This is a genomic window from Rhodococcus sp. YH1 (assembly GCF_009939605.1).
Classification (GTDB): Bacteria; Actinomycetota; Actinomycetes; order Mycobacteriales; family Mycobacteriaceae; genus Rhodococcus; species Rhodococcus aetherivorans.
Genome location: NZ_WVTE01000033.1, coordinates 18,448 through 38,116 on the forward strand (window position 1 = coordinate 18,448; position 19,669 = coordinate 38,116).

Here is a 19,669-nt window from a genome sequence, read left to right on the forward strand (position 1 = left end):
TTGGGAGGGGTGACGTCACCCACAGTCAGGCCGTCCACCCTCGGCGAGCTGCGCGCCTCGGGCCATGTGCACCGCTCCGTCAAGGACGAGATCCGGCAGAACCTGCTCGCCGCCCTGCGCGACGGCATCGACCCGTGGCCGGGCATCGTCGGATTCGACGACACCGTCGTTCCGCAACTCGAACGCGCCCTCCTCGCGGGCCACGACGTGGTGCTGCTGGGCGAACGCGGTCAGGGCAAGACCCGGTTGCTGCGCACCCTGCCCCTGCTGCTCGACGAGTGGACACCGGTGATCGCCGGCTCCGAGCTCGGGGAGCATCCCTACGACCCGATCACCCCCGCCTCGATCCGCCGCGCCGCGGAGCTCGGCGACGACCTGCCCGTCGCCTGGCGGCACCGCAGCGAGCGCTACGCCGAGAAGCTCGCCACCCCCGACACCTCCGTCGCCGACCTGGTCGGCGACGTCGACCCCGTCAAGGTCGCCGAGGGCCGCAGCCTCGGCGACCCCGAGACCATCCACTTCGGTCTCGTACCCCGCGCCCACCGCGGCATCGTCGCCGTCAACGAGCTGCCCGACCTCGCCGAGCGCATCCAGGTCTCGCTGCTCAACGTGATGGAGGAGCGCGACATCCAGGTGCGCGGGTACACGCTGCGGCTCCCGCTCGACGTGCTGCTCGTCGCCAGCGCCAACCCGGAGGACTACACCAACCGGGGCCGGATCATCACCCCGCTCAAGGACCGGTTCGGCGCCGAGATCCGTACCCACTACCCGACGCAGCTCGACGACGAGATCGCCGTCATCGAGCAGGAGGCGCAGCTGCAGTCGCGGGTCCCGGACTTCCTGCTCGAGATCCTGGCCCGCTTCACCCGCCTGCTGCGCGAATCCACGTCGGTGGACCAGCGTTCCGGCGTGTCCGCGCGCTTCGCCGTCGCCGGCGCCGAGACCGTCGCGGCCGCCGCGATGCGTCGCGGGGCCGTGCTCGGCGAGGCCGACCCCGTCGCACGGCCCGTCGACCTCGGCACCGTCGTGGAGGTGCTGCGCGGCAAGGTCGAGTTCGAATCCGGCGAGGAGGGACGGGAATTCGAGGTGCTCGACCACCTGCTCCGGCGGGCCACGGCGGACGCCGCCCGAACCCGGCTGGCCGGGGTGGACCTCGGTCCGCTCGTCGCGGCCGTCGAGCAGGGCCGGCCGGTGGTGACCGGCGACCGGATCACCGCCAAGGCGCTGCTCGACGAGCTGCCCGACCTGCCCGTCCTCGACGTCGTCGCCGAACGGCTCGGCGCGGACGGCATCGGAACCCGGGCTGCCGCCGTCGAACTCGCCCTCGAGGGCCTCTATCTGGCGCGGCGCATCGCCAAGCACGCCGACGACGACGGTGCCGCGGTGTACTCCTGATGAGCCGGGGCGCGAGGTACGGACCTTACGACGGCGGCGACCCGCTCGCCCCGCCGGTGGATCTGCGTGAGGCCCTCGCCGCCATCGGCGAGGACGTGCTGTCCGGCAGTTCGCCGCGACGGGCGCTGCGGGAGCTGCTGCGCCGCGGGCACGGGTCCATGCGCGGCCTGGACCGGCTTGCCGCGCAGGCGAATCGGCGTCGCAGGGACCTGCTGGACCGCACGAATCTCGACGGCACCCTGCGTGAGGTGCGCGAGCTGCTCGACCGGGCCGTGCTCGAGGAGCGCAAGGCGCTCGCGCGCGCTCTCGACGACGAGGCCCGGTTCGCGGAGATGCGGATCGAGGAACTGCCCGCCTCCGCCGCCCAGGCCGTGCAGGAACTCGCCGACTACGACTGGCGCAGTTCGCAAGCCCGGGAGGACTACGAGAAGATCCGCGATCTGCTCGGGCGGGAGATGCTCGACCAGCGGTTCGCCGGGATGAAGCAGGCCCTCGAAGGCGCGACCGACGAGGACCGCGAACGTGTGAACCGGATGCTCGAGGATCTGAACGATCTGCTGGACAAGCATTCCCGCGGGGAGGACACCCAGGAGGACTTCGAGCAGTTCATGGCCGAGCACGGCGACTTCTTCCCGGAGAACCCCCGCAACGTGGAGGAACTGCTCGACTCGCTCGCCCAGCGCGCGGCGGCGGCGCAGCGACTGCGCAACTCGCTCAGCCAGGAACAGCGGGACGAGCTCGACGCCCTCGCCCAGCAGGCGTTCGGCTCGCCGAGCCTGATGTCGCAGCTCGACCGCCTCGACTCGCACCTGCGCGCCGCCCGTCCCGGCGAGGACTGGACCGGGTCGGAGCGGTTCCGCGGCGACCAGGGCATGGGCCTCGGCGAAGCGACCGGGGCGCTGCAGGAGGTTGCCGAACTCGACGCGCTCGCCGAGCAGCTCTCCCAGCAGTACGCCGGGGCCTCCCTCGACGACATCGACCTCGACGCGCTGGCTCGCCAGCTCGGCGACGAGGCCGCGGCCGACGCGCGCATGCTCGCCCAGCTCGAGAAGGAACTGCAACGGCAGGGGTTCTTCGACCGCGGCGCCGACGGGCAGTGGCGACTGTCGCCCAAGGCGATGCGCGAACTCGGCCGGACCGCGCTGCGCGACGTCATGGACCAGCTGTCCACCCGCGGCGGGCAGCGCGAGACCCGCCGTGCGGGGGCGACGGGCGAGCCCACCGGGGCGTCGCGTCCGTGGGAGTTCGGAGACACCGAGCCGTGGGACGTCGTGCGCACCCTCACCAACGCCACCCTGCGCGCTCCCGCGCGAATCCCGGTGCGGATGGACGTCACCGACGTCGAGGTCGTCGAGACCGAGCAGCGCACCCAGGCCGCCGTGGCACTGCTGGTGGACACCTCGTTCTCGATGGTGATGGACGGTCGATGGGTGCCGATGAAGCGCACGGCACTGGCCCTCAACCACCTGGTCTCGACCCGGTTCCGCGGTGACGCGCTGCAGCTGATCGCGTTCGGCCGGCACGCTCGGGTCGTCACCGCCACCGAACTCGCCGGGCTGGACGGGGTCTACGAGCAGGGCACCAACCTGCATCATGCGCTGATGCTGGCCGGCCGGCACCTGCGCCGGCATTCCAACGCCCAGCCGGTGGTGCTGGTGGTCACCGACGGCGAACCCACCGCGCACCTCGAGGCGGACGGCTACGCGGCGTTCGACTATCCACCCAGCGCCCGCACCCTGGGGATGACGGTCCGCGAATTCGATCATCTCGCCCGCGCCGGTGCGCACGTGACGATCTTCCGGCTCGGCGACGATCCCGGGCTGGCACGGATCGTCGACCGTATGGCCCGCCGGGTCGGTGGGCGGGTCGTCGCGCCCGACGTCGACGGACTCGGCGCCGCCGTCGTCGGTGACTACGTGCGGCTGCGCCGGCGGTGACTATGCGCGGCTGCGCCGGCGGTGACTATGCGCGGCTGCGCCGCCGCTGACGCGGCCGTGCGCGGTTCCGGTAGTGGGAGCTACCGAAAGCGCGCACGGGTGGCGTCTACCTGCGCAGCGCCCGCCACGTGCTCACCGCGGCAGCCGACAGCAGTCCCGCGGTCACCAGGAACACCGAGGCGGTGCCGGCGACCCCGGCGATCGCGCCGGCTGCCAACGGCACCGACACCTGGCCGAGACGGTTGCCGGTGAGGCGTACCGCCAGCGCCGACGCCCGGTCCGCCGGTGCCACCAGTTCGACCACCCACGTCATGGTCAGCGGCTGCCCGAAACCCCAGAAGGCGCCGCAGAGCGCCAGGAGCGCGCCCAGCGCCCACGGGTTGGGCAGAAACGGCAGGGCCGCGACGGGCAGCGCAGTGCACGCCGTCGCCGACAGCAGCAGACGTCGCCGCGGGATCGTCCGCAGCGCCCACGGCAGCACCGCGCGCGAGACGATCGACGCGACGGTGCGGGCGGTGAGCAGAGCCGACACGAGCAGCACCCCGAATCCGAACTCCTCACCGAGCAGCGGCAGGTACGCGACGACGATGTCCACGGACGCCAGCACCACGAGGCTCGAGAACATCGCGGGCTTCATCCCGCGCGTGCGCAGCATCGACAGCACCGACTGCGGGGGCGCGTCGTCCGGGGTGCGTCCGGAGCCGGGTGGTTCGCGCAAGCCGACGACGAACGGCAGGGCCATCGCGGCCAGAACCGTCATCACGAGCAGCGCCGGCGTGGTCTCGACGGTCTCGCTGTTGCTCGCCGCAGCGATCACGCCGGCGAGCGGCACCCCAATCGCCTGACCGACCGACACCCCGAGGGTGATGCCCGCGAAGCCGCGATCGAGCTCGCCCGGCGGCGACAGGATCGACACGAACGCCTGCCCGGACACCGTCACCAGGAGCTGACCGAGACCCAGGACGGCGTTGCCGAGACCGAGCACCAGCAGGTCCGGGCTGAGGGCGATGATCAGCGCACCGGCCACCGACACGACCACCCCGGCCCGGAGGATTCCGGCCGCGTGCCGGCGGTCGACGGCCCGGCCGAGGGGCACCGCGAGCACCAGCGGAACGAGGGCGAACAGGGCCGTCACCACGCCGATCACGGCCGCGTCGCCGCCGAGGGCGAGAACGCGGTAGGAGACGAGGACGCGCACCGACTGGAACGTCGCGTGCAGCAGCGCCGTCGCCGTGCACAGGAGCAGCAGCCAGTGCCGGGGGATGCGGGCCATCGATCAGCCGGCCGTCACGATCCGGTCGGCGAGCGGCGCCCGCAGCGTCAGTTCGAGCACACCGGTGACGGCGATCATGAGGCACGCCCGGTCCACCGCCTCGGGCAGCGTGCCGCCGCGCAGCGCCACCGTCACGGAGGTGCCGGACTCGGTGACGGTGGCGTCGACCCCGAAACACTCGGGTGTGCCGGTCTCGAAGTGGACGGCGATGCGGTCGCCGCCGACGCGGGTCCACGACTGTATCGGGATCGGGTGCGGGTCGACGAGATCGTCGCGGGCCGTGAAGACCGTTGCCCCCTCCGGCGTCGGCGCCTCGGGCAGGGCGGGGACGCCGGCGCCGCCCGGACCGCACGCGACGGCCAGGACGCAGCAGGCGGCGAGCAGCAGCAATCGCATGGGTCTCAACCTAGCCGTGCCCGTCATGCCAGCAGCGCGGCGACGACGCCGATCGCGGGTATCGAGGCGAGCGTGGTGACCAGCGCGGCGTCGCGGGCGAGCACCATGCCGCGGCCGTAGCGGCTGGCGTAGACGAACACGTTCTGTGCGGTCGGCAGCGTCGCCACCACGACGATCGCGAAGAGCTCGTGCCCGTCGAGGCCCATCAGGTGGCGGGCCATGACGTAGGCGAGGACGGGCTGCACCACGATCTTGAGTACCGAGGCGAGCGCGACGTCGCGGCGTGGGCTCGTGCCCTTTTCGAGCACCCGCACGCCCTGGAGCGACAGGCCGAACGCGAGCAGGGCACCCGGCACCGAGGCGCCCCCGAGGAGGTGGAACGGCTGCATCAGCGCGGTGGGCAGCGTCCAGCCGGCGACGGCGACGGTGAGCCCGGCCGCACCGGCCAGCACGATGGGGTTCTTGAACGGGGCGGTGATCGTCTCCATCCGGGACGCCCCGGCGCGCATCGTGGACAGGTCCAGCATCGTCAACGCGATGGGGGAGAACAGCACGATCTGGAACAGCAGGAGCGGCGCGACGAAGGAGGCGTCGCCGAGGACGAACACCGCGATCGGGATGCCGAGGTTGGCGGAGTTGACGTAGGAGGCGGCGAGCGCGCCGATCGTCAGTTCCGGCAGGGGCCGGCGCAGCCACAGCTTCGCGACGACGAGGTAGAGCGCGGCGACGGCGAACGCCGTGGCCGCGGCGACGTACAGGGTGGGGGAGAAGATCACCGACAGGTCGGAGGTGGCCAGCGAGTCGAACAGCAGCGCGGGGGTGGCGACGAAGAACACCATCCGGCTGAGCACGAACTGTCCCTCGGGTCCGAGCGTGCCGGTGCGGCCGAGCGCGAATCCGATCGCGATGATCACGAAGATGACGCTGAATCCCGCGATCACGCCCGACACCGACCGTCACAACCCTTCGTCACCACCCGACACTCAGGCGCTGCACGCCAGGCCGAGAACCTTACCGGCGGTAACGGCACCGCGGCTCACCGGGCGTGCCGGGCAGCAGGAACGATGAGGTTGGGAGCCCGGCGGGGCATCGCGGGCGAAAGTCTGCGATGCTGAAAAAATGCCGACCGACCCGATTGTTTACCCTCCGGCCAACGTCATCGCGCTGGCTCAGCATCCGCGCTACCAGCACGCCGACTGGACGATCTCTGAGCGGCTGGTGCGACGGCAGGAACTGGTCCTGCAGCATCTCGGCGTGTGCGGCGACGACGGTTCCTGAGGGGCTCCGGGCCCGGGACCGGCGCACCTCGCCGCCGTGCTCCGGGGCGGACTCAGGGCGTCACCGTGGCGACGAACGTCATCCGGTCCCCGCGGTAGAGCGACCGCCGCTGCTCGATCGGCGCGTCGTGCTGATCGTAGGAAACGCGGTTGAGCAGGAGCATGGGCGTGCGGATGTCGGCGTCGAGGAGTGCCGCCTCGCGGGCGTCGGGCAGGGTGGTCTCGATGTACTCGACCGCGCGCGCGAAGGTGATCCCGCGCGCGCGGATCGCCGCGTACAGCGACGACGTGGAGTCGAAGCTGTCGACGAGTCCCGGATAGCGATCGGCGGGCAGGCGCGTCCGTTCGAGTCCGACGCGGACGCCGTCGGTGAGCAGGACGCGTTCGAGTTCGAGGACGGGGTCGCCGACGGCGATCGCGAGTACCTCGGCGAGGTCGGGGTCGGCGGCGAGGTCGGTCCAGCCGACGAGAATGCGTCCCGCGCTGCGGCCCTCCGCGAGGGCGGCCTCGGTGTAGGAGCCGATGATCAGCGGTTGCAGGATCTTGGGCTTCGCGACGACGGTGCCCCGGCCGCGGCGTTCGATGCGGCCGTCGACGAGGAGCTCGCGCAGCGCCTGGCGCACGGTCTCCCGGGCCACGTCGAACCGGGTGGCGAGGTCGCGCTCGGAAGGCACCGGGTCGCCGACGGAGAGCTCGTCGAGCAGGGCGTCGACCTGATGCCGCACGATCTGGTGCTTGGGGACCCGGGCCTCGCGAGCGGTTGCTGTCACGCTCGAAGCGTACCGGATTTTGGTCTATACCAATTGTTCACCGCGCGTTCGCCTGCCGTCCCCTCATTGGTCTAGACCATCGCTCAGGCTCGGGGCCATGCGAATCCTGATCATCGGCGGCGGCATTCTGGGCACCGCCCACGCCGATGCCGCCGTCCGCCGCGGACACGACGTCGTTCACCTCGAACGCGAACCGGAGGCCCGGGGCGCCACCGTCCGCAACTTCGGCCTCGTGTGGGTCTCCGGGCGTACCGAGGGCGAACTGGCTGCCACCCTGCGCTCCCGCGAGTTGTGGGCCGACCTCGGCGCCCGCGTCCCCGGCATCGGTTTCCGGGCGAACGGATCGATCACCCTTCTTCGCACCGACGCCGAGGTGGCCGTCGCCCGGGAGGCCGCGGACCGCGCCGACGCGCGTGACCGGGGCTTCACCCTGCTCGAGCCCGAGGCGGTCCGGCGGCTCAATCCCGCCCTGCGCGGCAAGTTCGTCGCCGGTCTGCACTGCAGCACCGACGCCGCCGTCGAATCCCGCGTCGCCCTGCCCGCGATCCGGTGGCACCTCGCCACCTCCGGGCGGTATCGATTCCGGCCGGAGACCGAGGCGCGCACCGTGACCCGCACCGCCCACGGCACCGTGCAGGTGCGCGACGACCACGGCGCCGTCCACGAGGCCGACCTCGTGCTCGTGTGCCCCGGAGCGACCCTGTCCGGTCTCGCCCGCGAACTCGGCGGCGACCTGCCCCTGCGCCGCGTGCGATTGCAGATGATGCAGACCGCGCCGCTGGGGGAGAAGCTCACCACGTCCGTCGCCGACGGCGACAGTCTGCGCTACTACCCGGGATTCGCCGGGGCCGCGCTGGAGGAGCTGAAGGCGCGCGAACCGCAGGCGCTCACCGCCGAGCGGCACCGCATGCAGCTGCTGTGCGTGCAGCGCCTGGACGGCGGGCTCACTCTCGGCGACACCCACGAGTACGACGAACCGTTCGCCTTCGACGTCGACGAGGCCCCGTACGAGCACCTCGTCACCGTCGCGGAGGACCTGCTCGGACGCCGGCTCCCGCCGGTGATGCGGCGCTGGGCCGGGGTCTACAGCCAGTGCCTCGATCCCACCGAACTCGTCCACCGTGCCCGCGTCGACGACGACATCTGGATCATCGCCGGGCCGGGCGGCCGCGGCATGACCCTCGGCCCCTACCTCGGCGAGCGGACCGCCGATCTCCTCGAGCTCTGAACATCCTCTCCCGCAACGATTCCGGAGTAGCAATGACTGTGATCCGACTGGCCGTGCTCGACATGGCCGGCACCACCGTCGCCGACGGCGGCCTCGTCCTCCGCGCCTTCGACGCGGCCGCCACCAGCGTCGGACTGCCCACCGACGGGCCCGAACGCGACGCCGCCCGGGGCTACGTCCTCGACACGATGGGCCGGTCCAAGATCGTCGTCTTCCGGTCCCTGTTCGGCTCCGAGGAACGGGCCCGCGCCGCGAACGCCGCCTTCGAACGGGCCTACGACGAATTCGTCGACGCCGGCGAGGTCGAGCCGATCCCCGGGGCCGCCGAGGCGATCATCCGGTTGCGCGACGCCGGCCTCGCCGTGGCCCTCACCACCGGCTTCAGCCGCGCCACTCAGGACCGGCTGCTCGCCGCCCTCGGCTGGGAGGACCTCGCCGATCTCACCCTCGCGCCGTCCGACGCCGTTCGCGGCCGGCCGTACCCCGACCTGGTGCTCACCGCGCTGCTGCGCGCCGAGATCGACGACGTTCGCGAGGTCGCCGTGGTCGGCGACACCGTGGGCGACATGCTCTCCGGCCGCCGCGCCGGTGCCTCCGTCGTCGCCGGCACCCGCACCGGCGCCCATGACGAACAGGCGCTGCGCGACGCCGGGGCCACCCACATCGTCGATTCCGTCGCCGACCTGCCCGATCTGCTCCTGCAGTCCTGACAGACACCCCGACCCCGAGGACTTCCCGACATGCACTGCTCCAGCCGAACGGTCGCCGCGACCGCGCTCGCGACCGGCCTCGCTCTCGCCCTCACCGCCTGCGGCGGCTCCGATCCCGACGCCGTCAACGCCCAGGGCTTCCCCGAGAAGCTCACCCTGGCCGCGATTCCCGCCGAGAACTCGGCGGACCTGCAGGCCGGTTACGACCCGCTCATCGCGCTCCTCGAGCGCGAGACCGGCGCCGATGTCGAGTTCGTGCAGGCCTCCGACTACGCCGGCGTGGTCGAGGGCATCATCGCCGACAACGTCGACCTCGCCTTCTTCGGCCCGTTCGCCTACGTCGTGGCCGGCGTCAACGGCGCCGATGTCAGCCCGCTCGGCGCCGTCGTCCAGGCCGCCGGCGGCGAGCCGGGTTACCGGTCCTACGGCCTCACCCGCTCCGACAACACCGAGATCGACGGCATCGACGACTTCGCCGGCAAGGACGTGTGCTTCGTGGACCCGGGATCCACGTCCGGATTCCTCTACCCCTCCGCGGGACTCATCGAGGCCGGCGTCGTCGAATCCGGCACCGAGCAGGCCGTCGCCGCCGGTGTGAACCCGATCTACGCGGGCGGCCACGACGCCTCGGCCCTCGCGATCGCTGCCGGCGACTGCGATGCCGGATTCGCCTTCGACACCATGGTCGACGAGACCATGATCGCCAGCGGCGACCTGAAGGAAGGCGAACTGAAGAAGGTCTGGGAGTCCGAGACGATCGCCGGCTCGCTGTTCGTGGCGAGCAACTCGCTCGGTGCCGACACCGTCGACCGGCTCCGCACGATCTTCGTCGACAAGGCCAATGCCGATCACATGCGCGCCGCGGGACTGTGCGACGGCGAGTGCCGCATCACCGACGAACGGGCGTGGGGCGTCGTCGCCGCGACCGACGCCGACTACGAGGGCGTGCGCGAGGTGTGTGCCCTGACCGAGTCCGACAAGTGCAAGGGCTGAGTTGAACAGCGATCACACCGTCGCGGGCGACGAAGACCTCACCGTCGCGGGCGACGAAGACCTCACCGTCGCGGGCGACGAAGACCTCACCGTCGCGGGCGACGAAGACCTCACCGTCGCGGGCGACGAAGACCTCACCGTCGCGGGCGACGACGTCGTCGTCTCCGCCCGTCGCGTCACGAAGAAGTTCGGCGACACCGTGGCTCTCGACGGTGTCGACCTCGAGGTGCACCGCAGCGAACTCGTCGTGCTGCTGGGCCTGTCCGGCTCCGGCAAGTCGACGCTGCTGCGCTGCCTCAACGGTCTGCACAGCGTCACCGAAGGGGCCGTGGAGGTGGCCGGCACCCGCGTCGATCTGGCGTCCCGCGCCGAGCTGCGCATGCTGCGGCGGGAGGTCGGGTTCGTCTTCCAGCACTTCAACCTCGTCGGCCGGCTCAGCTGCCTCGAGAACGTCCTCGTCGGCGGGCTCGGGCGCCTGCGCCTGCCCCGCTACGGCGCCGCGACGTACCCGAAGCGGATGCGCACCGAGGCCCTCGACCACCTCGACCGCGTGGGGCTGGCCGACCTCGCGGATCGTCGCGCCGACACCCTCTCCGGTGGGCAGCAGCAACGGGTCGCGATCGCGCGGACGCTGATGCAGCGTCCCACCGTCCTGCTCGCCGACGAACCGGTCGCGTCCCTCGACCCCGAGAACGCCGGGGTGGTGATGGACCTGCTCTTCCGTGTGTGCATGGAGGACAAGCTCACCGTCGTGTGCACCCTGCACCAGGTGGACCTCGCGCTGGGCTGGGCCCACCGGATCGTCGGCCTGCGCGGCGGACGGAAGGTGCTCGACCGGCCGGCCGTGGAGCTGAGCAGGGGTGAGGCCATGGACATCTACCGGCGGGTCGACCCGGCCGCCCGGCCGGCCTCGGCGCCGACGGGACCGTCGTGAGCACCGCCCTCGCGCCGTCGCCGCCCGACCGTGTCGGGCGGCGCCTGCCGCGGTCGGCCGTCCGCCGCCGGCGTCTGCTGGGAACGTGCGCGGCTGTCGCGCTCCTCGTCGTCCTGGTCTCCGCCCGCTACATCGACTTCGCCCCCGCGGCACTGCTCGACGGGCTCGACGACGTCGCCGGCCTGCTCGGCCGCATGTTTCCACCCACCCTCGACGATCCGGGCCGGATCTGGAAACTCGCCCTCGACACGCTGCTGATGGCGGTGCTCGGGACGGTGCTCGCGACCGTCGCGTCGGTGCCGCTGGCCTTCCTGGCCGCCCGCAACACCACCCCGCACCCCGCCGTGTACACGGTGGCGCGCGCGGTGATCACCTTCTGCCGGGCGGTGCCGGACCTGCTGTTCGCGGTGCTGTTCGTCCGCGCCCTCGGCATCGGTGTCCTGCCCGGCGTGCTCGCGCTCGCGCTGCATTCCATCGGCATGCTCGGCAAGCTGTTCGCCGACGCCGTCGAGCAGACCGATCCCGGACCACGGGAGGCGGTACGCAGCACGGGTGCCGGCTATGTCCGCGAGATGCTCAATGCCGTGGTGCCCCAGGTGGTTCCGTCCTGGATGGGTACCTTCGTCTACCGCATCGACATCAACCTGCGCACCTCCGTCGTGCTCGGTTTCGTCGGTGCCGGCGGCATCGGGTTCGCGCTCCAGGACGCCCTGCGCGGCCTGGTGTATCCGCGCGCGTTGGGCATCGTGTGCGTGATCCTCGCGATCATCGCCGCGATGGAGGTGCTCGCGGTCGTCGTCCGGCGGGTTCTGCTGGCACCCTCCGTTCCGGATCCGCGCCGGGAAAGAGCCGCGCGACTCATCTTCTCCGGCACGGTCGCCGCCGCCACGATCGGTGCACTGATCAGCCTGCGTATCGACCCGCGTGCGCTGGTCACGTGGATCGGTCCGTCACTCGAGGTGTTCACCCGGCTGCTCCCGCCGGACTTCACCGCCGTCGGCGGCAGGCTGCTCGACGCCGTCCTGCAAACCCTCGCGATCGGTGCGCTCGCCACGGCCGCCGGGATCGTGCTCTCCCTGCCGTTCGGGATACTCGCCGCCCGCAACGTGTCCCCGAACTCGGCTGTGTACTGGTCGGCTCGCTCGGTGATCCTGTTCGTCCGCGCGGTGCCCGAGCTGATCCTCGCGGTGATCTTCGTCGCCGCGATCGGCCTCGGCCCCGTCGCGGGGGCGTGCGCACTCGCTCTCGGATCCGTGGGATTCCTCGGCAAACTCGTAGCGGACGCCGTCGAGGAGATCGATCCCGGGCCGGTCGAGGCGGTGCGGGCCGTCGGCGGGGGCTGGTGGAAGACGTTGTTCGCGGCGGTGATTCCGCAGGCGGTGCCGTCCGTCATCGGCTCGAGCCTCTACCTGCTCGACGTCAACATTCGCACCTCGACGGTGCTCGGCATCGTCGGCGCCGGCGGCGTCGGCTTCCTGCTGTTCGAGGCGATCCGCACCCTGAACTTCGAGTTCGCCGGAGCGATCGTGATCATCGTGTTCGCCGTCGTCTACCTGATCGAAAGGATGTCGGGATGGATCCGGTCGCTGGTGGTCTGACGCGCGCGGCCGTGTGGACCGGCGACGGCGTCGACGTGCGCGACGTCCCCGTCCCGCGGCTCGGTGACGGGGAACTGCTGGTGCGTGTCCGGCTCGCAACCGTGTGCGGCAGCGACCTGCACACCGTCGCCGGACGGCGGCCCGGGCCGCGGCCGTCGGTGCTGGGGCACGAAGCCGTCGGTGACGTCGTCGCGGCCGGTCCCGGTGCCGGGACCGTCGTCGGCGCGCGCATCGTGTGGACTGTCACGGCCTCGTGCGGCGCGTGCGACAGGTGCGTGTCCGGGCGGACCGCCAAGTGCCGGGCCGTGCGCAAGGTGGGGCACGAACCGTTCGACGGCGACTGGGCGTTGTCGGGCGGCTACGCCCACCACATCGTGCTGCCGGCCGGGGTGGGCGTGGTCCGGGTGCCGGACTCGGTGCCGGACGTCGTCGCGGCCCCGGCGGCATGTGCGACGGCGACGGCGGTCGCCGCTGTCGAGGCGGCCGGTGACGTCGCCGGACGGCGGGTGCTGGTGTGCGGCGCCGGCCTGCTCGGGGTCACCGCGATCGCGCTGTGCGCGGCGGCCGGTGCCGATGTGCGCGTCGCCGACCCGGATGCGGAACGGATCGCGGTGGCCGAGCGGTTCGGGGCCCTCGGCGACGAGGGCGGCCCCGTCGACGTCGCGCTCGACTTCTCGGGATCCGTCGCGGCGGTGGGGGAGTGCCTGCGCCGGCTCGACGTCGGGGGCCGCCTCGTGCTGGCCGGGTCCGTGACGCCGGGCCCTTCGGTGCCCCTCGACCCCGAGGCCGTCGTGCGGGGGTGGCTCACCGTCACCGGAGTCCACAACTACGAGCCCGCCCACCTCCGTCGTGCCGTGGCGTTCCTGACCCGCACGGCCGGTACCTACCCGTGGGACGAACTCGTCGCCGAACCGGTCCGGCTGGACGATCTCGCGGACGCCCTGAGTCGGCCCGCCGCGCCCGCCCTGCGCGCGTCCGTCGCCCCGTGAGCGCGCACTTTTCGTGACGACACGCCGTGACTCAGCGCGAATTGTGCGCACTCGGCGGTCGGACGGGAGCGCCTGCCGCTCGAAGCCGCATCCGCACGCGCTCCACGACCGATCCGGGGCGCAGGCGCAGTTGTTCGGAGTTGACGCGGACCACGGACCAGCCCAGCGCCGCGAATGCCTCGTATCGTTCGATGTCCTTGGTGCGCTGTCGCTCGTCCGTCCAGTGATGGATGCCGTCGTACTCGACGAGGGTGCGCCATTGCTTCCAGCCCAGGTCGGCCCACCCCAGGATGCGTCCGTCCACGCCGGCGACCGGGACCTGGGTGCTGGGGCGGGGTAGGCCGCCACGCACGAGAAGCAGCCGTACCCGCGTCTCCGGGAGCGACTCGGCTCCGGGGTCGACCAGTGGGAGCGCCTGCGTCAGCCGCCGCACGCCGCGGGCGCCGCTGTGCCGATCGGCCAGTTCGGCGACATGCGCAGGGTCCAAGCGGGTGGCACGGCACAGCGCGTCGAGCTGTTCGACCGCGGTATCCAGGACGAGACGACGGCCGAGATCGAACGCGGTCCGGGCCGGAGACGTCACCCGCATGTCTGCCAGCGTGCACACTTCGTCGTCGAGGATAGTCTCGGCGTGCACGACGACCCCGTCCGTACCCCGGCGGCTACCGCGTCGGATCAGTTCGGCGGGCGCGGTCGCGTCGATCCATCGGCTGCCGAACAGGGCAGCGGCCGAGTAGCCGGCCAGCACGCCGTCGCCTCCCGCCCAGAGCCATGCGGCCCGTGCGCGGCCGTACGGTGTGACGGCCGCGTCCCGGTGGATGTACACGTCCCGGTGTACGCGCCGGAAGCGCCGAAGTTGGTGCGGCGTGAGAAGGCCCGCCCGTACGGCCTGCGTCCCCAGGAACGGTTCGTCGAATTCCCCCATGGTCGCCGAGGATGCCCGGTGACCGTGCGGGAGGGAACCGCGGTCGCGACGGCCTGTGGACAACTCGCGCGAGTGTGCACATCTCGGGACGACACACCGTGAGCCAGCGCGAATTGTGCACACTCGACGGTCCACAGATACGACGAGGGCCGCGCGGGCACGTGCCCGCGCGACCCTCGTCGCGAGTGGAGCTCTACTTGCTGGTGGTGGTGAAGGGCAGCAGCGCCATCTCGCGGGCGTTCTTGACCGCGACGGCGACCTGCCGCTGCTGCTGCGGGGTCAGGCCGGTCACGCGACGGCTGCGGATCTTGCCGCGATCGGAGATGAACGTGCGGAGCAGGTTCACGTCCTTGTAGTCGACGTACTCGATCTTCGCCGCGAACAGCGGGTTCTTCTTGGGCTTGCGGCCTTCCACGGCACGCGACTTCTTCGACGGGCCCCTCTTGACTGCCATGACTCGCTCCTCACCAGCTCGACTTGTGGACGCCGGGCAGCTCGCCGCGGTGCGCGAGTTCCCTCACGCGCACGCGTGAGAGCCCGAACTTCCGCAGGTGGCCGCGCGGACGTCCATCCGCAGCGTCTCGATTGCGCAATCGTACCGGACTGGCGTCGCGCGGCAGACGCTGCAGGGCCGTCCGGGCGGCGAGGCGTTCCGCGTCGGTGCTCGACGGGCGCCGCACGATCTCCTTCAGTTCCGCGCGACGTGCGGCGTAGCGGGCGACGACGAGCTTGCGCTGCTCGTTGCGGGCGATCTTCGATTTCTTGGCCATGGCCTACTTTTCCTCGCGGAAGTCGATGTGGCGGCGCAGCACGGGATCGTATTTGCGCAGGACCAGCCGGTCGGGATCGTTGCGCCGGTTCTTGCGGGTGACGTAGGTGTACCCGGTGCCGCCGGTGGAGCGGAGCTTGACGATGGGTCGGATCTCGTTGCGGGCCACTAGAGCTTTTCTCCTCGGGTGCGGAGGCGGGCGACGACGGCTTCGATGCCGTCGCGGTCGATGGTCTTGATGCCCTTGGCGGAGAGCGTCAGGGTGACCCGGCGTCCCTCGGAGGGCAGGTAGTAGGTCTTGCGCTGGATGTTCGGGTCCCAGCGGCGATTGCTGCGGACGTGCGAATGGGAGACGGATTTCCCGAAGCCGGGCTTGCGTCCGGTCACCTGGCAGTGCGCCGACACGGCGGGCTCCCTCCTGTCGGCGCCCCGAGGGCGTAACGACAATCGTTTTCGACAAATGGCCCGAGCGACTGTACGCTCCCTTCGAGCTAATGACAATCGTTACCGAAAGGGGTTCCGGTGGACACCAGAACGCCGCTGATCGTCGTCTCGGGCCGGCGCGGACCCACCGAACGCACCGCGCGGGCCCTGCTGCGTCCGGGAACCGTCGTCGTGCACCACGACCTCGACCACGTCGGTGAGGGGGTCGTGCGCCGCACCCTCACCACCGTGCACGACCACCGCCTCGACGTGCTCGAACTGGCCCACGGCTGCGTCTCCTGCACCCTCCGCGAGGATCTGCTCCCGCTGCTGCGGCGCCTGCACGCCCGCAGCAACGTCGACCGCATCGTCCTGCTCCTCGACCCACGGCTCGAACCCGAGGCGCTGTGCTGGGCCGTCGAGCACGTCGTCGTCTCCGGCGTGGTCGGGCAGATCGACGGACCCGCCGCCCACGACGTGCGGATCGAGGCCACCGTCACCTGCATCGACGCCGCCACCTGGCTCGCCGATGCCACCGGCGACGAGGAACTCGACGACGACCGCACCGTCGCCCAGGTCGTCGTCGGCCAGGTCGAGTTCGCCGACGCCCTCGTCGTCCGGCCCGGAGCCGACGGCTGGCAGCAGGCGAAGCTGCACGCGGTGCTCTCGCGGCTCGCGCCCGACGCACCCCTGGCGTGGGGCGAGGACGTCGACGTCGAACACCTGCTCCGGCAGATCCCGCCCGGCGCGCGGCGCGGGACGGTGTCCGACGCGCACTCTCCGCTGCTGCGCGGTCAACCACCGCTCGGCGAGGACTGCGGCGTGCGGCTGCTCGAGTTCGGTGCCCGCCGGCCCTTCCACCCGCAGCGCCTGCACGAGGCGATCGACGTCCTCCTCGACGGCGTGGTCCGCGCCCGCGGCCGGGCCTGGGTCGCGACGCAACCGGACAACGCGCTGCTGATCGAGTCCGCCGGTGAGGGCCTGCGCGTCGCCCACGCCGGGCCGTGGCTCGCCGCGATGACTCCCGAGCAACAGCAACGCGTCTCCGGCGAACGGCGGGCCATGGCGGCACTGCGCTGGGACGACACCCACGGGGACCGCGACACCTCGATGGTGATCCTCACCCACGACGCGAACCCCGACGAGATCCACCGCGCCCTGGAGTGGGCACTGCTCACCGACGAGGAGTTCGCCGACCCGGCGGCCTGGCCGACGTGGGACGACCCGTTCGGCGAGTACCACGAAGACCCGTGCGACGACCTGCCGGCACCCACCGCCGGCACCGCACCGACAGAAGGAGAAGGACGAGCATGAAGCCCGGCATCCACCCCGACTACCACCCCGTGGTGTTCCAGGACGCCAACACCGGATCGGCGTTCCTGACCCGCTCCACCGTCACCGCCGACCGCACGGTCGAATGGTCCGACGGCAACACCTACCCGCTGATCGTCGTGGACGTCACCAGCGAATCCCACCCCTTCTGGACGGGGACTGCCCGCGTGCTCGACGCCGCCGGCCGGGTCGAGAAGTTCGAACGCAAGTACGGCAAGCGCCGCCGGCCCTGACCCCCACCCGGACACCCGAGGAGAACCACCATGGCAGTACCCAAGCGCCGGATGTCCCGGTCCAACACTCGCAGCCGCCGCTCGCAGTGGCACGCGCAGGTCCCGGCCCTGGTGCCGGTCACCGTCGCCGGTGTCACGCACCACGTCCCGCGACGGCTCGTGAAGGCCGTGCGGCTCGGGGTGATCGACCCGAACGAGGTGTGACGACCCGCGAGGGGGAACCGCGGCGCCGGGCGGGTCCCCCTCGCCGGACACGCCGCCGCCCTCTCAGACACCTCTCAGCGGTCGGGTCCACACTGGAGGCCATGCGCATTCTGGTGGTCGACGACGACCGGGCGGTGCGGGAGTCCCTGCGCCGATCACTGAGCTTCAACGGATACACCGTCGAACTCGCCACGGACGGGCAGGACGCCCTCGAACAGGTCGCGGCCGAGCGGCCCGACGCGATGGTCCTCGACGTGATGATGCCGCGGGTCGACGGCCTCGAGGTGTGCCGCCGACTCCGCAGCACCGGCGACGACCTGCCCATCCTCGTCCTGACCGCCCGTGACTCCGTCTCCGAGCGCGTCGCCGGCCTGGACGCCGGTGCCGACGACTACCTCCCCAAGCCGTTCGCGCTCGAGGAACTGCTCGCCCGGCTTCGCGCGCTGCTCCGCCGCGCCTCGCCCGACCCGGCCACCGAGTCGGAGGAGACGCTGCGTTTCGCGGACCTGACGCTGAACCCCTCCACCCGCGAGGTCACCCGCGGCACCCGGTCGATCAGCCTCACCCGCACCGAGTTCGCGCTCATGGAAATGCTCATGGCGAACCCCCGCCGGGTCCTCAGCCGCAGCCGCATCCTCGAGGAGGTGTGGGGCTACGACTTCCCCACCTCCGGCAACGCCCTCGAGGTGTACGTGGGCTACCTGCGCCGCAAGACCGAGGCCGACGGGGAGCCGCGCCTGATCCACACGGTGCGCGGCGTCGGCTACGTCCTGCGGGAAACCCCGCCGTGACCCGGCTCGACGGCGCCGACCCGGATTCGAAGCGCCCCATGCGCCCCCCGCTGCTGCTGACCCGGTCGGTGCCGCTGCGCCGGCGTGTCACGTTGCTGGCCGCCGGCGCGGTGGCGATCGCCGTCGCGGTGACCTCCATCGCGGCGTACGCGGTGGTGGCCCGCGCCCTCTACGCCGACGTCGACAAGCAGTTGCGGGCGCGGGCTGCCGCGCTCGTCGAGAGCAGCACCCTGATCACCTACGACCCCCGCTACATCGGTGGCGCCCAGCTCTACAGCTCCGACATCAGCGTGGCGCTCATCTACTCCAACCTGGGGCAGTACGTGCCGCCCGGGTCGTCCGTCCCGATCGGCGGCGCCGAACTCGCCGTCGCGAAGGGCGAACGGGAGTCGTCGCTGCGCACCGTCGGCCATCAGCGGGTGCTCGCGCAGCGCATCCCCGACGGCAGCACCATCGTCATCGCCCAGCGCCTGCAGCCGACGGCGGACATCCTCAAACGGCTCGCGAGCGTGCTGTTCGTCGTCGGGGGGTGCGGCGTGGTGCTCGCCGCCGCTGCCGGCGCGACGGTGGGACGCACCGGTCTGCGCCCCGTCGCGCGCCTCACCGCGGCGGCCGAGCGGGTCGCCCGCACCGACGACCTGCGGCCGATCCGCGTGACCGGGCACGACGAGCTGGCCCGGCTCACCGAGAGCTTCAACACGATGCTGCGCGCCCTCGCCGAGTCGCGGGAGCGGCAGAGCCGGCTCGTCGCCGACGCCGGCCACGAGCTGCGCACCCCGCTGACGTCGCTGCGCACGAACATGGAGCTGCTCATCGCGGCGAGCCGGCCCGACGCGCCGAACCTGCCCGAGGAGGACATGGCGGAGCTGCGCGCCGACGTGGTGGCGCAGATCGAGGAGCTGTCCACCCTGGTGGGCGACCTCGTCGACCTCGCCCGCGAGGACGCCCCCGAGACGGTGTTCGAACCCGTCGACATCTCGGAGGTCGTCGAGCGCAGCCTCGAACGCGCCCGGCGCCGCCGCTCCGACATCGACTTCACGGCGCACACGGAACCGTGGTTCGTCTACGGCGACCACGCCGCGCTCTCCCGGGCGGTGCTCAACGTCCTCGACAACGCTGCCAAGTGGAGTCCCGCCGACGCCGAGGTGCTGGTGTCGATGCGCCAGCTCGGCACCGGCCTGATGGAACTGACCGTCGACGACGCCGGGCCCGGCATCCCCGAGGAGGACCGCGAGCTGGTGTTCGAGCGGTTCTACCGCTCCACCGCGTCGAGGTCGATGCCCGGATCCGGCCTCGGCCTCGCGATCGTGCGGCAGGTGGTGATGAAGCACGGCGGCACCATCGCGGTCGACATCTCGTCGCGTGGGGGTGCCCTCGTCCGGATCGTGCTGCCCGGCACCCCGCAGCTCGAACACCCGGCGGATTGACAGGAAAATCGCCGTCGGATCTAAGCGGACTCTCAGCCGCTGCGGGCATGCTGGAAGCCGAACGA

Annotated in this window: 23 protein-coding genes; 14 read left to right on the plus strand and 9 right to left on the minus strand. The window is 71.8% G+C overall.

The features are described 5' to 3' along the window. Positions 1 to 9: 9 nt before the first annotated feature. Together AIIKEEIJ_RS03660 and AIIKEEIJ_RS03665 are read left to right on the plus strand one after the other, a co-directional pair. The gene (locus AIIKEEIJ_RS03660; protein WP_029542008.1) at positions 10 to 1,395 is read left to right on the plus strand and encodes a sigma 54-interacting transcriptional regulator; all 1,386 of its coding nucleotides are present in this window, start codon (positions 10 to 12) and stop codon (positions 1,393 to 1,395) included. Continuing rightward, positions 1,395 to 3,332: a vWA domain-containing protein gene (locus AIIKEEIJ_RS03665; protein WP_006945008.1), complete on the plus strand. Its 1,938-nt coding sequence runs from the start codon at positions 1,395 to 1,397 to the stop codon at positions 3,330 to 3,332. Before AIIKEEIJ_RS03660 ends, AIIKEEIJ_RS03665 begins: the two co-directional genes overlap by 1 nt. Before the next feature lie 106 nt (positions 3,333 to 3,438). Here the strand turns inward: AIIKEEIJ_RS03665 and AIIKEEIJ_RS03670 are convergent, their stop codons facing one another. The 3 genes from AIIKEEIJ_RS03670 to AIIKEEIJ_RS03680 are packed head-to-tail and all read right to left on the minus strand — an operon-like array spanning position 3,439 to position 5,951. After that, positions 3,439 to 4,605 (minus strand): MFS transporter, encoded by a 1,167-nt coding sequence (locus AIIKEEIJ_RS03670; RefSeq protein WP_161994956.1) that lies wholly within the window; start codon positions 4,603 to 4,605, stop codon positions 3,439 to 3,441. A gap of 3 nt (positions 4,606 to 4,608) precedes the next feature. Then, positions 4,609 to 5,001, minus strand: coding sequence for a hypothetical protein (locus tag AIIKEEIJ_RS03675; protein WP_161994957.1), 393 nt, complete (start codon positions 4,999 to 5,001; stop codon positions 4,609 to 4,611). Between the two features lie 23 nt (positions 5,002 to 5,024). Further along, the gene (locus tag AIIKEEIJ_RS03680) at positions 5,025 to 5,951 is read right to left on the minus strand and encodes an AEC family transporter (protein ID WP_006945002.1); all 927 of its coding nucleotides are present in this window, start codon (positions 5,949 to 5,951) and stop codon (positions 5,025 to 5,027) included. A 169-nt stretch (positions 5,952 to 6,120) separates the two neighbouring features. Between AIIKEEIJ_RS03680 and AIIKEEIJ_RS32495 the strand changes: the two genes are divergently transcribed. Further along, positions 6,121 to 6,279, plus strand: coding sequence for a hypothetical protein (locus AIIKEEIJ_RS32495; RefSeq protein ID WP_006945001.1), 159 nt, complete (start codon positions 6,121 to 6,123; stop codon positions 6,277 to 6,279). A gap of 52 nt (positions 6,280 to 6,331) precedes the next feature. Here the strand turns inward: AIIKEEIJ_RS32495 and AIIKEEIJ_RS03685 are convergent, their stop codons facing one another. Then, positions 6,332 to 7,048, minus strand: a complete 717-nt coding sequence (locus tag AIIKEEIJ_RS03685; protein ID WP_006945000.1) for a GntR family transcriptional regulator — start codon at positions 7,046 to 7,048, stop codon at positions 6,332 to 6,334. Positions 7,049 to 7,145: 97 nt separating this feature from the next. Between AIIKEEIJ_RS03685 and AIIKEEIJ_RS03690 the strand changes: the two genes are divergently transcribed. From AIIKEEIJ_RS03690 to AIIKEEIJ_RS03715, 6 genes are read left to right on the plus strand one after another with little or no spacing between them, the layout of a single operon-like run. Beyond that, complete coding sequence (locus tag AIIKEEIJ_RS03690) at positions 7,146 to 8,276, plus strand: TIGR03364 family FAD-dependent oxidoreductase (protein WP_161994958.1); 1,131 nt, start codon at positions 7,146 to 7,148, stop codon at positions 8,274 to 8,276. A gap of 32 nt (positions 8,277 to 8,308) precedes the next feature. Continuing rightward, positions 8,309 to 8,986 (plus strand): phosphonatase-like hydrolase, encoded by a 678-nt coding sequence (locus AIIKEEIJ_RS03695; RefSeq protein WP_161994959.1) that lies wholly within the window; start codon positions 8,309 to 8,311, stop codon positions 8,984 to 8,986. A gap of 30 nt (positions 8,987 to 9,016) precedes the next feature. Continuing rightward, on the plus strand, positions 9,017 to 9,979 hold the full coding sequence (locus AIIKEEIJ_RS03700; protein ID WP_006944992.1) for a phosphate/phosphite/phosphonate ABC transporter substrate-binding protein: 963 nt from the start codon (positions 9,017 to 9,019) through the stop codon (positions 9,977 to 9,979). 1 nt (position 9,980) lies between these two features. Then, on the plus strand, positions 9,981 to 10,913 hold the full coding sequence (gene phnC, locus AIIKEEIJ_RS03705; protein ID WP_029542021.1) for a phosphonate ABC transporter ATP-binding protein: 933 nt from the start codon (positions 9,981 to 9,983) through the stop codon (positions 10,911 to 10,913). Further along, entirely contained in the window at positions 10,910 to 12,511 is a 1,602-nt protein-coding gene (gene phnE / locus AIIKEEIJ_RS03710) for a phosphonate ABC transporter, permease protein PhnE (RefSeq protein ID WP_161994960.1), read from the plus strand. Before phnC ends, phnE begins: the two co-directional genes overlap by 4 nt. Then, positions 12,487 to 13,500: an alcohol dehydrogenase catalytic domain-containing protein gene (locus AIIKEEIJ_RS03715; protein ID WP_161994961.1), complete on the plus strand. Its 1,014-nt coding sequence runs from the start codon at positions 12,487 to 12,489 to the stop codon at positions 13,498 to 13,500. Before phnE ends, AIIKEEIJ_RS03715 begins: the two co-directional genes overlap by 25 nt. 31 nt (positions 13,501 to 13,531) lie before the next feature. Here the strand turns inward: AIIKEEIJ_RS03715 and AIIKEEIJ_RS03720 are convergent, their stop codons facing one another. From AIIKEEIJ_RS03720 to rpmB, 5 genes are all read right to left on the minus strand, one after another. Beyond that, positions 13,532 to 14,425 (minus strand): DUF559 domain-containing protein, encoded by an 894-nt coding sequence (locus tag AIIKEEIJ_RS03720; RefSeq protein WP_161994962.1) that lies wholly within the window; start codon positions 14,423 to 14,425, stop codon positions 13,532 to 13,534. A gap of 193 nt (positions 14,426 to 14,618) precedes the next feature. Continuing rightward, on the minus strand, positions 14,619 to 14,879 hold the full coding sequence (gene rpsR, locus AIIKEEIJ_RS03725) for a 30S ribosomal protein S18 (protein ID WP_006944985.1): 261 nt from the start codon (positions 14,877 to 14,879) through the stop codon (positions 14,619 to 14,621). Between the two features lie 10 nt (positions 14,880 to 14,889). Then, the gene (gene rpsN / locus AIIKEEIJ_RS03730; protein ID WP_006944984.1) at positions 14,890 to 15,195 is read right to left on the minus strand and encodes a 30S ribosomal protein S14; all 306 of its coding nucleotides are present in this window, start codon (positions 15,193 to 15,195) and stop codon (positions 14,890 to 14,892) included. Positions 15,196 to 15,198: 3 nt separating this feature from the next. After that, a complete protein-coding gene (rpmG, locus tag AIIKEEIJ_RS03735) occupies positions 15,199 to 15,363 on the minus strand; it encodes a 50S ribosomal protein L33 (RefSeq protein WP_003937781.1) in 165 nt (54 codons plus the stop codon). Then, positions 15,363 to 15,599, minus strand: coding sequence for a 50S ribosomal protein L28 (gene rpmB, locus AIIKEEIJ_RS03740; protein ID WP_161994963.1), 237 nt, complete (start codon positions 15,597 to 15,599; stop codon positions 15,363 to 15,365). Before rpmB ends, rpmG begins: the two co-directional genes overlap by 1 nt. Before the next feature lie 117 nt (positions 15,600 to 15,716). Between rpmB and mrf the strand changes: the two genes are divergently transcribed. The 5 genes from mrf to AIIKEEIJ_RS03765 all read left to right on the plus strand — a co-directional run bounded on the left by mrf (position 15,717) and on the right by AIIKEEIJ_RS03765 (position 19,604). Beyond that, positions 15,717 to 16,931, plus strand: coding sequence for a ribosome hibernation factor-recruiting GTPase MRF (mrf, locus tag AIIKEEIJ_RS03745; RefSeq protein ID WP_161994964.1), 1,215 nt, complete (start codon positions 15,717 to 15,719; stop codon positions 16,929 to 16,931). Next, entirely contained in the window at positions 16,928 to 17,182 is a 255-nt protein-coding gene (locus AIIKEEIJ_RS03750) for a type B 50S ribosomal protein L31 (RefSeq protein WP_006944978.1), read from the plus strand. Before mrf ends, AIIKEEIJ_RS03750 begins: the two co-directional genes overlap by 4 nt. 30 nt (positions 17,183 to 17,212) lie before the next feature. Next, positions 17,213 to 17,386: a 50S ribosomal protein L32 gene (rpmF, locus tag AIIKEEIJ_RS03755; protein WP_006944977.1), complete on the plus strand. Its 174-nt coding sequence runs from the start codon at positions 17,213 to 17,215 to the stop codon at positions 17,384 to 17,386. 101 nt (positions 17,387 to 17,487) lie between these two features. Further along, positions 17,488 to 18,177 (plus strand): response regulator transcription factor, encoded by a 690-nt coding sequence (locus AIIKEEIJ_RS03760; protein ID WP_006944976.1) that lies wholly within the window; start codon positions 17,488 to 17,490, stop codon positions 18,175 to 18,177. Between the two features lie 38 nt (positions 18,178 to 18,215). After that, positions 18,216 to 19,604 (plus strand): HAMP domain-containing sensor histidine kinase, encoded by a 1,389-nt coding sequence (locus AIIKEEIJ_RS03765; protein ID WP_202916546.1) that lies wholly within the window; start codon positions 18,216 to 18,218, stop codon positions 19,602 to 19,604. Positions 19,605 to 19,669 lie beyond the last annotated feature (65 nt).

Coding starts and splice junctions, on each gene's coding strand:
- AIIKEEIJ_RS03750 (WP_006944978.1), top strand. CDS start 16,928: ATGAAGCCCGGCATCCACCCCGACTACCACCCCGTGGTGTTCCAGGAC.
- AIIKEEIJ_RS03690 (WP_161994958.1), top strand. CDS start 7,146: ATGCGAATCCTGATCATCGGCGGCGGCATTCTGGGCACCGCCCACGCC.
- AIIKEEIJ_RS32495 (WP_006945001.1), top strand. CDS start 6,121: ATGCCGACCGACCCGATTGTTTACCCTCCGGCCAACGTCATCGCGCTG.
- AIIKEEIJ_RS03760 (WP_006944976.1), top strand. CDS start 17,488: ATGCGCATTCTGGTGGTCGACGACGACCGGGCGGTGCGGGAGTCCCTG.
- AIIKEEIJ_RS03665 (WP_006945008.1), top strand. CDS start 1,395: ATGAGCCGGGGCGCGAGGTACGGACCTTACGACGGCGGCGACCCGCTC.
- AIIKEEIJ_RS03670 (WP_161994956.1), bottom strand. CDS start 4,605: ATGGCCCGCATCCCCCGGCACTGGCTGCTGCTCCTGTGCACGGCGACG.
- rpmF (WP_006944977.1), top strand. CDS start 17,213: ATGGCAGTACCCAAGCGCCGGATGTCCCGGTCCAACACTCGCAGCCGC.
- AIIKEEIJ_RS03695 (WP_161994959.1), top strand. CDS start 8,309: ATGACTGTGATCCGACTGGCCGTGCTCGACATGGCCGGCACCACCGTC.
- AIIKEEIJ_RS03765 (WP_202916546.1), top strand. CDS start 18,216: ATGCGCCCCCCGCTGCTGCTGACCCGGTCGGTGCCGCTGCGCCGGCGT.
- rpsR (WP_006944985.1), bottom strand. CDS start 14,879: ATGGCAGTCAAGAGGGGCCCGTCGAAGAAGTCGCGTGCCGTGGAAGGC.
- AIIKEEIJ_RS03715 (WP_161994961.1), top strand. CDS start 12,487: ATGGATCCGGTCGCTGGTGGTCTGACGCGCGCGGCCGTGTGGACCGGC.
- AIIKEEIJ_RS03675 (WP_161994957.1), bottom strand. CDS start 5,001: ATGCGATTGCTGCTGCTCGCCGCCTGCTGCGTCCTGGCCGTCGCGTGC.
- AIIKEEIJ_RS03720 (WP_161994962.1), bottom strand. CDS start 14,425: ATGGGGGAATTCGACGAACCGTTCCTGGGGACGCAGGCCGTACGGGCG.
- AIIKEEIJ_RS03700 (WP_006944992.1), top strand. CDS start 9,017: ATGCACTGCTCCAGCCGAACGGTCGCCGCGACCGCGCTCGCGACCGGC.
- rpsN (WP_006944984.1), bottom strand. CDS start 15,195: ATGGCCAAGAAATCGAAGATCGCCCGCAACGAGCAGCGCAAGCTCGTC.